This is a genomic window from Halomonas sp. CSM-2, assembly GCF_002119345.1.
GTDB classification, from domain to species: domain Bacteria; phylum Pseudomonadota; class Gammaproteobacteria; order Pseudomonadales; family Halomonadaceae; genus Vreelandella; species Vreelandella janggokensis.
Genome location: NZ_NBYR01000008.1, coordinates 186,007 through 199,191, shown reverse-complemented (window position 1 = coordinate 199,191; position 13,185 = coordinate 186,007). Strand labels below are relative to the sequence as shown.

Sequence of the window (13,185 nt, the reverse complement as noted above, 5' to 3'; positions counted from 1 at the left end):
CCGGAGATTATTCTGCTTCCTTGAGATAGGCGCGCTCGATGATAACGTCCTCGGCGGGTACGTCGGCATGCATACCGCGACGCGTGGTGCTGACGTTTTTAATGGCGTTGACCACGTCCATACCGTCGACGACTTCACCAAAAACGGCGTAACCCCAACCCTGCAAATTCTTGCCGCTATGATTCAGAAAACTGTTATCACCGACATTAATGAAGAACTGAGCAGTAGCGGAGTGAGGGTCCTGGGTGCGTGCCATCGCCAGGGTCCCCAGGGTATTTTTCAGCCCGTTATCCGCTTCGTTTTCGATTGCATCACGGGTGGGTTTTTGATTGAAATCCTGGTCAAAGCCACCGCCCTGGACCATAAAGCCATCAATGACACGGTGAAAAAGGGTGCCATCGTAAAAACCATCGCGAACGTACTGCTCGAAGTTGGCGGCGGTGACGGGGGCTTTTTCGTGATTAAGCGCAATCGTGATGTCGCCGTGGTTCGTCTGTAATACGATCATAGATAAATTCCTGTTCAATAAAGGCGTTCGCCTTGGCGCTGTGCATCGGCGTCACGTTATAATACCGGTTTTGCTTGGCACCGCGAAGCGCTATACCGTTAGAGTAGGCAGACGACGCCAAGCATGCCATCCACCACGAGGTTATCAACACCACCATGACCAACGAGACCACCCCAGCGCCGAACTTCATTCGCAACCAAGTACGCGACGAAATCGAGGGCGGCCAGGTCACTAAGATTGTGACGCGCTTTCCCCCTGAGCCCAATGGCTTCCTGCACATCGGCCATGCAAAGTCGATCTGCCTGAACTTTGGGTTGGCGGAACAGATGGGTGGTGAGTGTCATTTACGCTTTGACGACACCAACCCTGCTAAAGAAGAGCAGGCCTATATTGACGCGATTAAAGAGGACGTCAGTTGGCTGGGCTTCCAGTGGGCAGGGGCGGTGCGTTTTGCTTCTGACTACTTCGACCAGCTATATGCCTGGGCGCAACACCTGATTCGTGAAGATAAAGCCTATGTTGATGACCTGACACCTGACGAAATTCGCGAATACCGCGGTACGCTAACCGAGCCAGGCCAGCCGAGTCCTTACCGTGAGCGTAGCGCGGAGGAGAACCTTGATCTTCTCGAGCGCATGCGCCTGGGAGAGTTTGCTGAGGGTGAAAAGGTGCTGCGTGCCAAAATTGACATGGCATCGCCCAATATCAACCTGCGTGACCCGATCCTGTATCGAATCCGACATGCCAGCCACCATCAGACCGGCGATAAGTGGAAAATCTACCCGTCTTACGATTTTACCCATGGGCAGTCTGATGCCATCGAGGGGGTTACCCACTCGATCTGCACGTTGGAGTTCGAAGACCATCGGCCGCTTTACGAGTGGTTCTTGAATCATCTTCCGGTACCCACCAAACCCCGTCAGATCGAGTTTGCCCGATTGAACCTGAACTACACGCTGACCTCGAAGCGTAAGCTTAAAATGCTGGTGGACGAACAGATCGTCGACGGCTGGGATGACCCGCGTATGCCGACTATCTCTGGCATGCGTCGCCGCGGCTATACACCCGCCGCCATCCGCAAGTTCTGCGAGATGATTGGCGTTACCCGCGCAGATGGCGGCCTGGTGGATATCGCCATGCTGACCCACGCGATTCGTTCGGACCTTGAAGATAATGCGCCGCGTGCGATGTGTGTATTGAAGCCACTGAAAGTGGTGCTGACCAACGTGCCTGACGATCACGAGGAAGTATATGAAGTGGCAGGCCACCCGGCGCGTGACGACATGCCGGTGCGGAAAGTGCCATTAACCCGTGAGGTCTACATCGACCAGAATGATTTCATGGAAGATGCGCCGAAAAAATTCTTCCGCCTGGCGCCGGGCAAGGAAGTCCGCCTGCGCAATAGCTATGTTATCTGCTGCGATGAGGTCATCAAGGATGACGCTGGGGAGGTAACCGAACTGCGCTGCTCGGTTGATTTTGACACCCTGGGCAAAAACCCCGAGGGTCGAAAAGTGAAAGGGGTCATCCATTGGGTGAGTGTCGACCATGGTATCCCGTTGGAAGTGCGTCTCTATGATAATTTGTTCATGGTGGAGCAGCCTGACCGGGACAAAGATGTCGACTTTCTGGACCATCTGAACCCCGAGTCACTGACGGTTTGCCACGCCATCGGCGAACCCAGCCTGGCGGATGCAGGACCTGAAGCGCGTTTCCAGTTCGAGCGTGTGGGTTATTTCTGTGCTGATCGGCATGTATCGACGCCAGACCATCTGGTGTTCAACCGTACTGTCGGGCTCAAGGACAGCTGGGCGAAAATCAAACAGAAAGGTTAAGGAATCGGCACATGCATATTTACAATACGCTGACACGTCGCAAAGAGCCTTTTACCCCGCTGGTGGCGGGCAAGGTGAGTATGTATGTCTGCGGCATGACGGTGTATGACTATTGCCACCTTGGCCATGCCCGCGTCATGGTGGCGTTCGATGTCATTACGCGCTACTTGCGGGAGCGAGGTTATGAAGTCAATTATGTGCGCAATATCACCGATATTGACGACAAGATCCTGAAGCGTGCCGATGAGAACAGCGAGACTATCTCGGCGCTGACCGAGCGCATGATTGCGGCGATGCACGAGGACGAGGCGCGCCTCAGTGTGTTGCCGCCCAGCCATGAACCCAGGGCAACCGGGCATGTCGACGATATTATCGCCATGATCCAGACGTTGATTGAAAAAGGCTTTGCCTATCCGGCCGACAACGGCGATGTGTATTACCGCGTTCGCCGTTTCGCTGACTATGGCAAGCTGAATAATCGCCAGTTGGATGACATGCGCGCAGGCGCCCGCGTTGACGTAGACGTTCATAAAGAGGACCCGCTGGATTTCGTGCTGTGGAAGGCGGCCAAACCCAGCGAGGCCAGTTGGCCATCTCCCTGGGGAGATGGCCGCCCCGGTTGGCATATTGAATGCTCGGCAATGTCGACCTGCTGCCTGGGCGACACTTTCGATATTCATGGAGGTGGCCCGGACCTGACCTTCCCTCACCACGAAAATGAAATCGCACAGTCTGAAGCGGCCACCGGCAAGACCTATGTGAATACCTGGATGCACGCGGGGGCCGTCCGTGTTGACCAGGAAAAGATGTCGAAGTCGCTGGGAAACTTCTTCACAATTCGTGAAGTGCTGGCTGAGCACGACCCCGAAGTGGTCCGTTTTCTGCTGGTCGCCAGCCACTACAGAAGTGCGATTAACTACTCACTGGATTCGCTTTCAGAAGCCAGAAAGTCATTGACGCGGTTTTATACGGCGTTGGAGGGCGTGCCAGTTGATGCCGCCGCCGCGAGCGATGATCCGGCGGTTGCCCACTATCGCGAGCGTTTTACCACAGCCATGGACGATGACTTCAATACCCCCGAAGCGTTGGCGGTCTTGTTTGACCTGGCGCGTGATGTCAACCGTGCTAAATCCGATGCACCTGAAAAAGCCCTGGGTCTGGCCGTTGAATTGAAACAGCTGGGCGGCGTGCTGGGGCTTCTCCAGCAATCACCAGAGGCGTTTCTCAAAGGCTCGCAGCAAGACAATCTCGCGCTGAGTGAGTCGGCCATCAACGAAAAGATTGCCCAGCGTCAGGCTGCCAAAGCCAACAAGGATTTTGCTCAAGCCGACGCCATCCGCGACGAACTGGCGGCGCTGGGGATTATTCTTAAAGATTCCCGAGAAGGCACCACCTGGGTCGTCGAGTCTGCTTCTTAAGCAGGGCCAAGCGATGGTTTAGATAGCGCTGTGGATTCGAAGGGCGTCTGACTTCAACGCACGAGGGGCATATACTCCTACCAAACTCTGCCAAAAGGATGATGACAATGCGTTTTGCGACTAAATCGGCCATCGCCATCGGATGTGTCAGCCTGTTACCGCTATCATCGGTTAATGCCAATGACCCTGTGGTAGTCTCGTCAAAAATCGACACGGAAGGGTCGGTGCTGGGTGAACTGATCATACAGACGCTGGAGCGTAACGATATCCCCACTGAAGACCGCCTGCAGTTGGGCGGCACCAGTGTTGTACGTAGCGCCCTGCAAGCGGGGGAAATCGACCTTTATCCCGAGTACACCGGCAACGGCGCCTTTTTCTTCGATATGGGCGGCAGCGATGTATGGAACGACCCGGAAAAGGCGTATGAAACTGTCCGTGAGCTCGATGCCGAACAGGGACTGGTGTGGCTAAGTCCGGCGAGTGCCAACAATACCTGGGCCATGAGTGTGCGAAAGGACGTCGCAGAGGCGAATGGCCTGGAAACGCTCGATGACCTGGCGGCTTATCTGGACGAAGGGGGCGAGTTCAAGTTTGCGGCAAGCGCCGAATTTGTTGAATCCGAGCAGGCTCTTCCCGCTTTTCAGCAAGCCTATGGGTTTGAACTCAGCGAAGACCAACTGCTGGTGCTTTCTGGCGGTAACACGGCGGCCACCATGCGGGCAGCCGCCGAGCAGACCAGTGGCGTCAATGCCGCGATGACATACGGTACCGACGGCGGTTTGAATGCGCTGGGGCTCGTGGTGCTTGAAGATTCAAGGGGTGTTCAACCCATTTATCAACCCGCCCCGGTCGTACGCGAAAGCGTATTGGAAGCGTATCCTGATATCGCTCCGTTGCTTGAGAACGTATTCAGCACGCTGGATCTTGAAACGCTGCAAAAACTCAACGCTGACGTGGCAGTGAACGGCATGTCACCCGGTAATGTCGCAGGCGATTACCTCGATAGCCTGGATAACGACTGATAATGGCGTTGCTGGATGCTTTGCCAAGTCCGCGTATGTCTTGGCGACAGTGGCGGCCCAATAGTGTTCTCGTCGTTCTCCTCAGCGTCCTATTGGTGGCCGTTTGGCTGTTCGATGTCGTCAGCGTCTCCCCCAACCGGATCGTCAGCGGCCAGGGAGCTGGTCTGGTTGAAGCCGTGGGCTGGTTGGGGGCATTGCTGGTCAGCGGTGTCATTCTCACCCTGGTGCTGCTGTCTCTCCAGCCTAGTCGACAGAACTATCAGGTTGCCCTGGTAGGTGTCTGTCTATTACTTCTCCTGATGCCGTTTGGTTTGATGGTGGCCAGCGACCGGCTGGTCAGTAGCGATGCGCCACCAGCTCGACTGAATATGGGGATGGCCTATTGGCTGATGCTATCTCTATTATTCCTGTGCTGGATCGAGCTGCGCTTGCGTTTAACGCTGCCACGGCGTTGGACTGTCCTGATGCTTCTGGGCGTCGCGATCGTCTGGTGGCTGTGTGCCATGTGGGCGCTTGAGGCGTTGGCGTTGGGGCAGGAGTTTCGCGCTCGGGACGATGAATTCTGGCGCGCCTTGCGACAACATATATCGCTGGTGAGTGTCGCCGTGGCTATCAGTATTGGATTGGGTCTATCCCTTGCCATGCTGATGCGCCGCTATGCAAACTTTCAGAAAGTCGCCTTTGGGGTGCTCAATTTCCTGCAGACCATTCCGAGTATCGCCCTGTTCGGTTTAATGCTGGGCCCCCTTGCTTGGCTGGCGGCTCAGTGGCCGCTGTTGTCTCAACTGGGAGTCAGTGGCATTGGCTGGGCACCCGCTTTGCTGGCGCTGGTCGCTTACAGTCTACTGCCGATGGTGCGAAACACCTACATTGCCCTTGAGCAAGTCAGTCCTGAAACATTGGAAGCGGCACGCGGGATGGGGATGCGCAATAGCCAGCGCTTCTGGCAGGTACGTTTGCCACTGGCCTTGCCGGTGCTGATTGAGGGTATAAGAATCACATCGGTCCAAGCTATTGGCCTTACGGCGGTTGCTGCCTTGATTGGCGCGGGCGGCCTGGGGGCTTTTATTTTTCAGGGATTGGGGCAGGCAGCGATGGATATGGTGTTACTGGGCGCATTGCCCATTCTGATACTGGCGCTCATAGCAGACGCCGGACTGGGGGCCTTGTCTGATATCCTCCGGCCGAAAAATACCGTGCCGCCTGGAGAAGCCCAATGATCGAACTCGCCCACGTTTCCAAACGTTTTGGCGACGCTGTCGCAGTGGATGACATTTCGCTGCACATCCCAAAAGGCAAGTTTTGTGCGCTTGTGGGTACGTCGGGCTGTGGTAAATCAACCACTTTACGGATGATTAACCGTCTGATCGAGCACAGCGAGGGTGACATCATATTGGATGGTCAACCGATTGCCGCCTATGACCCGGTCAAGTTGCGGCGTCGCATCGGCTATGTGATTCAGCACACAGGATTATTTCCCCACTGGACGGTGGCTCGCAATATTGGACTCGTTCCACGCCTGCTTAAATGGTCCGCCGCAGAGGTTCAGGCAAAAGTTGACGAGCTGATGAACCTGCTGGGTTTGCCGAAAGATGAATTCGCCCATAAATACCCTCATCAGCTGTCGGGCGGGCAGGCGCAGCGTGTCGGGGTGGCGCGGGCGCTGGCTGCTGACCCTGATATTTTGCTGATGGATGAACCCTTTGGCGCACTGGATCCGATTACCCGTGAAAAGCTTCAGGATGAACTTGCCAGGCTCCAGGCAAAGATGCATAAAACGGTGGTGTTTGTTACCCATGACATGGATGAAGCGCTAAAGCTGGCGGATCATCTGGTCGTGATGCGTGAAGGCCATATTGTTCAGCAGGGCACGCCACTGGCACTGCTTCAGCATCCGCAGGATCCGTTTGTGGAATCGTTGCTCGGCGGACTTGAGCGCGGGCTGAAGCAGGCGGCATTGACCCGGGTAAAGGACCATATGGCCCCGATGGGACCAACATTACCTGCTCAATCGAGAATTCCCGCGGCGTTTTCCCTGCGCCAGGGGCTTTCCATGATGCTGCGTGACCATACGGATCGGCTTACCGTCGTGGACCAACACGACGTGCCGGTAGGCGAGCTCACACTGCGCAAAATCGTCAAGGAAGCCCAACCGGAACAAGGAAAAGTGCGTGAGTCATAATGCCTTGGGCCGTTCGCTGACGGCGCGCGGCGCTAACCAGGTGATGTGGCCGGCTATCTGGCTGGTGCTTTTAATGGTGTGTGTCTGGGGATTTCCTTACGCTGACGGTGTGCTACGCGTGATAGAGCCGGATGCCCGTCAGGTTGTCTATCAACGCGCCAGCTTAGCGTCGCTGTTGGTGCAGCACCTCCTTGTGGTCAGCGCGGCCGCCGTGATTACCACGGCGAGTGGCGTGTTGGCGGCGATTGTCGTGACAAGGGAATGGGGACGTAATTTTTTACCTCTGGTGGCGCAAGTCGCCTCACTGGGTCAGACCTTTCCACCGGTTGCCGTGCTGGCGCTGGCGGTACCGGCATTAGGTTTTGGCACACTGCCGATCATTGTTGCGCTGGTGCTGTATGGCGCGCTACCCATCGTTCGAAATACACTAGGCGGCATACAGGGCGTTGATAAAGAGGTTAAAAGCGCCTCCGCCGCGATGGGCATGACGGGCTGGCAAACCCTTTGTCAGGTGGAGTTGCCCCTGGCGGCCCCAGTCATACTGGCCGGCATTCGGACCTCCATCACCATCAATATCTCGACCGCCGCGATCGGCGCCACCGTCGGTGCGAGCAATCTGGGTGACCCCATCATTGCCGGTATTGTGAACGGAAACATGGCTTATATCATTCAGGGGGCGCTGACCATCGCGTTGCTGGCGTTGACCGTCGATAGCCTGTTCGAGCGTCTTCAGGAACGGCTACGTTCGCGCTTTTATACCTCTTAAGTCGAATCCCTAAAGTGTCTCAGCTGCGTTACTGTCGCAGGTGTTGCGTTGACCAATGTCAGATAAATCCACTGGCATAAAAGGTCATCACCGACAACACTGCCCTCAAAAGGGGTACGACAAGGACAATAATGATGACACAGCATGCACACCAGCCTGTCTTCCTGACAGGCGATGAATTTTCGATTCCCACCTTCAGTTTGCTGAGCCCCGAGGGCGAACTCTACAGCGAAGCTGATGCCCCGACGCTTGAAAAAGACCATGCCCGGCGCATTTATCATGCGATGCTGGCAACGCGTATTCTCGATGAGCGTATGTTGGCGGCCCAGCGTCAGGGACGGCTGTCTTTCTACATGCAATGCACCGGCGAAGAAGCCGCCGTGGTAGGCGCCACGGCGGCGCTCGACGATGCCGACATGATCATGGCGCAGTATCGCGAGCAGGGTGCCTTGATGTACCGCGGGTTTTCCATTGATGAATTCATGAATCAGCTATTCGGCAACGAGCTGGACTATGGCAAAGGCCGCCAGATGCCGATTCACTATGGGTCGCGAAAGCTCCACTACATGACCATTTCCTCGCCGCTTGCTACCCAGATTCCCCAGGCGACAGGCTATGCCTATGGTCAGAAAATGGCGGGCGATGGGCACTGTACCCTAACGTTCTTTGGTGAAGGGGCGGCTTCTGAAGGCGACTTTCATGCGGCGCTGAATATGGCCTCGGTCCACCAGGTCCCGGTGATCTTTTTCTGCCGCAACAATGGCTACGCGATTTCGACGCCGGCGGTAGAGCAGTTTGCAGCCGACGGTATCGCCCCCCGGGCTTTTGGTTATCACATGCATGTGATCCGTGTGGATGGCAACGACATACTGGCGGTCTATGAAGCCACGCGACAGGCTCGTGAAATCGCCGTTGAACGCAATCAACCCGTGCTGATAGAAGCGATGACGTATCGGCTGGCCGCGCATTCCTCTTCCGATGACCCGTCGGGTTATCGTTCCAAAAATGAGGAAGAGGCCTGGCGTATCAAAGACCCACTGTTGCGCATGCAGAAGTGGCTGTTGGCCAAAGGCTGGTGGAGCGAAGACGAAGAGGCCAGCGAGCAGGAACGTCTGCGTCGTGAAGTGTTGGACACCATGAAGCGCGCCGAAAAGCGCTCGCCTCCGCCCCTGGACTCCCTGATCAGCGATGTCTATGCGGATGTCACCCCGGCGTTGCAGCAGCAGTTCGACCAGCTCAAGCAGCATATCCGCCGCTACCCGGAGGCTTACCCGCGTGGGGCCAAGTCATTGGATCTGAGTGTGAGCACCGATGCCGACTCCCAGGGGGGCGAATAAAATGCCGACAATGAATATGCTTCAGGCAATTAATAACGCCCTCGACATTGCCATGGCGGAAGACGAAAAAGTCATCTGTTTTGGTGAAGATGTGGGGATTTTTGGCGGCGTCTTTCGTGCCACCAGCCACCTGCAGGAAAAATATGGCAAGGCCCGCTGTTTTAATACCCCTTTGGTAGAGCAGGGTATCATTGGCTTTGCCAATGGCTTGGCTGCTCAGGGATCGGTTCCAGTCGCTGAAATTCAGTTTGCCGATTATATTTTTCCCGCCTTCGATCAAATCGTTAACGAAACCGCCAAATTCCGCTATCGCTCGGGCGATTTGTTTAACGTCGGCGGCCTGACCATTCGGACGCCTTACGGCGGTGGGATTTCCGGTGGCCTTTATCACTCACAATCCCCCGAGGCCTACTTCACCCATACACCTGGGTTAAAGGTTGTGGTGCCCCGCAACCCCTATCAGGCCAAGGGGCTACTACTGGCGTCCATTCGTGACCCGGATCCGGTGCTGTTTCTAGAACCCAAGCGGCTTTACCGCGCGTCAGTCGGCGAGGTACCGGAAGACGATTACCAGCTTCCCATCGGCGAGGCCGAGATCACCAAGGAAGGCAGCGATATTACCCTGGTCGGTTGGGGCGCGCAGATGGAAGTGATTGGCAAAGCGGTGGAGTTGGCAGAGGAGCAGGGCATTAACTGCGAAGTCATCGACCTGCGCTCGCTATTGCCCTGGGATGCAGATACGGTCGCCGAGTCCGTTCTCAAGACAGGTCGGTTAGTGGTCAGCCATGAAGCGCCGTTGACCGGTGGTTTCGCCGGTGAAATTGCCGCGACGATTCAGGCGCGTTGTTTTCTCTACCTGGAATCGCCCATTGCACGGGTGACCGGGCTGGATACGCCTTTCCCGCTGGTGCTGGAAAAAGAGTATCTACCCGACCACCTGAAAATCTTTGAAGCGATTCGTGAAAGCGTTAATTTTTGACGCCAGAGGAGAACAACAATGAGCGATTTTATGTTGCCGGATATCGGCGAAGGTATCGTCGAGTGTGAAGTGGTCGAATGGCGCGTCGCTGAAGGCGACCGGATTGAAGAAGATCAGCCTATTGTCGAGGTCATGACCGACAAGGCGCTGGTGGAAATCACCGCCCATGAGGCAGGCGTGGTCACTAAACTGTATGTCGATCAGGGGCAAATTGCCAAGGTCCATGCCCCCCTTTATGCCTACCAGGCTGAGGGTGAAGAGGCTGATGAGGCAAAGGTATTGAATGATAGCTCAGAAGCGTCGTCGTCCAGTCAGCCCCCGGCTGCTGAAAAACAGGCGGAAACTCAGCCGTCACCCTCAACCCCATCGGTTGTTACTCAGGGGAAAGTGCCTGCAAGCCCCGCCGTCAGACGGCTGGTCAGAGAGCATCAGTTGCAGCTCACGGATATCGCGGGAAGCGGCAAAGACGGCCGAGTCCTCAAAGAAGACGTCCTGGCGCATCTTGATCAACCTGCAGAGACCGTTTCGATGGCTTCTTCATCACGAGGGAGTGGTGAAGTGAGCCGGGTCGAGCCACTGCGTGGTATGCGGGCGATGATGGCCAAGCGCATGGTGGAATCGGCCAGCACGATTCCGCATTTTCATTACGGTGAGGAAATCGACGCGACGCAGCTTCTCGCCATGCGGGAACGCTTGAAACCGGTAGCAGAAGCCCAGGGGGAGCGCTTGACGCTGATGCCTTTCTTCATGAAAGCGATGGCATTGGCGATTGCCCAAACACCGATTATCAATGCCCAGCTCAATCAAGCAGGCGACGAGCTGCACTACTACTCTCATTGCAATATCGGCATGGCCGTGGACAGCAAGGCTGGCTTGCTGGTGCCCAATGTCAAAGGTGTCGAGCGATTGACGCTCCTGGAGATTGCCAGGGAAGTTGGGCGTTTAACCCATGCGGCCAGAGAAGGGCGGGTTGATCAGGCGGATCTCAAGGGTGGCACCATCAGCATTTCCAACATTGGGGCGCTGGGCGGCACCTACGCGGCGCCGATCATTAATGCCCCGGAAGCCGCCATCGTGGCGATTGGCAAAACCCAGTGGTTGCCGCGTTTTGATGACCAGGGCGAGGTCCAGCGGCGTGCGATCATGACGATTACCTGGGCGGGGGATCACCGTTTTATCGACGGCGGTACGATCGCGCGCTTCTGTAATACCTGGAAGGGCTTTCTGGAAGCCCCAGATAGCATGTTGTTGCATCTGGGATAACGCAGGCACCCCATGGCTCAGGCACCCCTTCAGCAATTTTATATACCCGAGGAGCAGTCGGTATACCTGCTGAGCCACCACGATGCCCGCAAGCTCAAGGACTGGGTGGCGCTGTGCCAGGAGCAGCTCTCCCAGTTGGGATACCGGGACATCGAACTGATCGGTAAGGGTGCCTACGGTTTCGTTTTTGCCGGTAGTGCGCCGATCCAGGGAGCGACGGCGCACTACGTTTTCAAGTTCTCGCGCATTACCCTGCCTATTCACCTCCAGGAACGCCTTGAAGAAGAGGCGTTCATGCTGGAGCAGGTGTCGCACCCGCTCATTCCCAGGTTGATTACCTACCAGCGCGCGCGGGGGCAATCGATTCTGGTCATGGAGCGCGCGCCCGGCTTGAATCTTGAACAGGTATTGCTCAAGGAGGGGCGCCTGTCACCCCGTCTGATCGTCCGCATCGCCGCTCAGTTAGCCGATATCCTCATGGCGTTACGCAGAGAGTCCGGACCCAAGGCGCGGCCTGTCGTCCACGGTGATATCAAACCCTCCAATCTGGTCTTTGACCCGACTGACGAGTCCATCGCCTTGATCGATTGGGGCTCATCCGTCTTTGCCCAGCTCGATGCCCAATTGCAGTTCGTTGGTGCTAATGTGATGGAGTTGATGTCGGATAACCTGCAACAGACCAATGCGCGACTGGGCGATGTCTATTTTATCGGCGAGGAACAGCTCAATGGAGCACTTTCGTCGCCACGCTTTGACGAGCAGGGCGTGGCGGGCACCTTGTATGCCTTGGCGTCTGCCCAGTCGTGCCGCTTTGGTCATCGCGCGATTCCTGCCAGTTCGCTGGGGCTTCCCATGGAGTTTGCCCGAACGCTGGACGCTATGCTCGACCCAGATCCTCAAATACGCCGCAAAGCGGGTGACTATTTTTTGCGCGCCATGCCCCGGATGGCTCGTGTGGTGATGCTGGACCTGCCGGGTAGCGTTCAATCACCGCTGGTACCTGTATGGGGGCGTCCGGCTGAACAGGAAATTGACACCGTGGTGTACAGTTCTCGCAAGGCGTTTCTGCGTGAAGCCAATGCCCCTGAAACCCTCAACGACGTTAACGATGTGCAGCTGGATCGCTATTACAAACAGTTCATGCAGGGGATGGGAGAAACTGAAAAAGCCTTTCTGGCCTCGGTGAGCCGTCTGGGCAAGTACCCGGTTGTAGGCGGTCTGGCGGTACGCTGGGAGCGCGACGGGGTCTATATCGATTCGTCGTTGAACCTGCACGACCCGGCATTGAAGCCTGCGTTTATCGAAGCGGTCAATAACATGGTGCACCTGGCGCGGGCGATCCATCGCCAAGGGGTATTCAAGAGCTGTCTGTTTAACGCCCGCCAAACATTGCATCTGGAGCGGGGTTCAGCGTCAGAGGCTTTTGATTGCGAACCCGGCATGGCGATCAGCTATGAAATGAGCGCCGTTCCGGAACTTGAGGACCGTACTCGTCAGCATAGCTACTTCGAGGATGGTCCCGATCCCGAAGAGCTATTAGCATTGCCAGAATCGATCATGCAGGTGCTCAAACAGCTTAACGAGATTCATCACACCGGCATGATCATTTTTGAAGCGCTGCCCAAGCACCTCAAGATTCACAGCTACTATCGTCTTCTCGACCCTTCCAGGGAGGGCGAATTTCGTGCGTTGCTGGTGAAAATGCTCGCATCAGTCAGCCAAATTGAAGGTCTGGGGGTCTCTGGATTCATGAAAATGCCTTACAAAGATACCCGCTACTTTACGCACCTTGAAAGCCAGCCCGAACGATACTACCCGCGTGACCCCCGGGACTATATCAGGAAACATGGCCAATAAAGGCAGACCATTTTTGCA

11 protein-coding genes are annotated in these 13,185 nt (G+C 56.1%); 10 read left to right on the top strand and 1 reads right to left on the bottom strand.

Features of this window, described 5'->3' with window-relative positions:
- Positions 1-7 precede the first annotated feature (7 nt).
- Complete coding sequence (locus B7L15_RS08915; protein ID WP_085918632.1) at positions 8-508, bottom strand: peptidylprolyl isomerase; 501 nt, start codon at positions 506-508, stop codon at positions 8-10.
- A 155-nt stretch (positions 509-663) separates the two neighbouring features.
- Between B7L15_RS08915 and B7L15_RS08905 the strand changes: the two genes are divergently transcribed.
- The 10 genes from B7L15_RS08905 (at position 664) to B7L15_RS08860 (ending at position 13,167) form a co-directional block, all read left to right on the top strand.
- The gene (locus B7L15_RS08905) at positions 664-2,343 is read left to right on the top strand and encodes a glutamine--tRNA ligase/YqeY domain fusion protein (RefSeq protein ID WP_085918630.1); all 1,680 of its coding nucleotides are present in this window, start codon (positions 664-666) and stop codon (positions 2,341-2,343) included.
- A gap of 11 nt (positions 2,344-2,354) precedes the next feature.
- Positions 2,355-3,761, top strand: a complete 1,407-nt coding sequence (gene cysS, locus B7L15_RS08900; RefSeq protein WP_085918629.1) for a cysteine--tRNA ligase — start codon at positions 2,355-2,357, stop codon at positions 3,759-3,761.
- 107 nt (positions 3,762-3,868) lie between these two features.
- Positions 3,869-4,783 carry a glycine betaine ABC transporter substrate-binding protein OsmF gene (osmF, locus tag B7L15_RS08895; protein ID WP_085918628.1) on the top strand — a complete coding sequence of 305 codons (915 nt, stop codon included), beginning with the start codon at positions 3,869-3,871 and terminating at the stop codon, positions 4,781-4,783.
- Between the two features lie 2 nt (positions 4,784-4,785).
- On the top strand, positions 4,786-6,003 hold the full coding sequence (locus B7L15_RS08890) for an ABC transporter permease (protein WP_085918627.1): 1,218 nt from the start codon (positions 4,786-4,788) through the stop codon (positions 6,001-6,003).
- Positions 6,000-6,965 (top strand): ABC transporter ATP-binding protein, encoded by a 966-nt coding sequence (locus tag B7L15_RS08885; RefSeq protein WP_085918626.1) that lies wholly within the window; start codon positions 6,000-6,002, stop codon positions 6,963-6,965. The genes B7L15_RS08890 and B7L15_RS08885 overlap by 4 nt, the downstream gene beginning before the upstream one ends.
- 43 nt (positions 6,966-7,008) lie before the next feature.
- On the top strand, positions 7,009-7,731 hold the full coding sequence (locus B7L15_RS08880) for an ABC transporter permease (protein ID WP_085918661.1): 723 nt from the start codon (positions 7,009-7,011) through the stop codon (positions 7,729-7,731).
- 134 nt (positions 7,732-7,865) lie between these two features.
- Positions 7,866-9,068: a thiamine pyrophosphate-dependent dehydrogenase E1 component subunit alpha gene (locus B7L15_RS08875; RefSeq protein ID WP_085918625.1), complete on the top strand. Its 1,203-nt coding sequence runs from the start codon at positions 7,866-7,868 to the stop codon at positions 9,066-9,068.
- Between the two features lies 1 nt (position 9,069).
- Positions 9,070-10,047, top strand: a complete 978-nt coding sequence (locus tag B7L15_RS08870) for an alpha-ketoacid dehydrogenase subunit beta (protein ID WP_066317536.1) — start codon at positions 9,070-9,072, stop codon at positions 10,045-10,047.
- A gap of 18 nt (positions 10,048-10,065) precedes the next feature.
- Positions 10,066-11,310 carry a 2-oxo acid dehydrogenase subunit E2 gene (locus tag B7L15_RS08865; RefSeq protein WP_085918624.1) on the top strand — a complete coding sequence of 415 codons (1,245 nt, stop codon included), beginning with the start codon at positions 10,066-10,068 and terminating at the stop codon, positions 11,308-11,310.
- A 12-nt stretch (positions 11,311-11,322) separates the two neighbouring features.
- The gene (locus B7L15_RS08860) at positions 11,323-13,167 is read left to right on the top strand and encodes a protein kinase domain-containing protein (RefSeq protein WP_085918623.1); all 1,845 of its coding nucleotides are present in this window, start codon (positions 11,323-11,325) and stop codon (positions 13,165-13,167) included.
- The last annotated feature ends 18 nt before the right edge of the window (positions 13,168-13,185 follow it).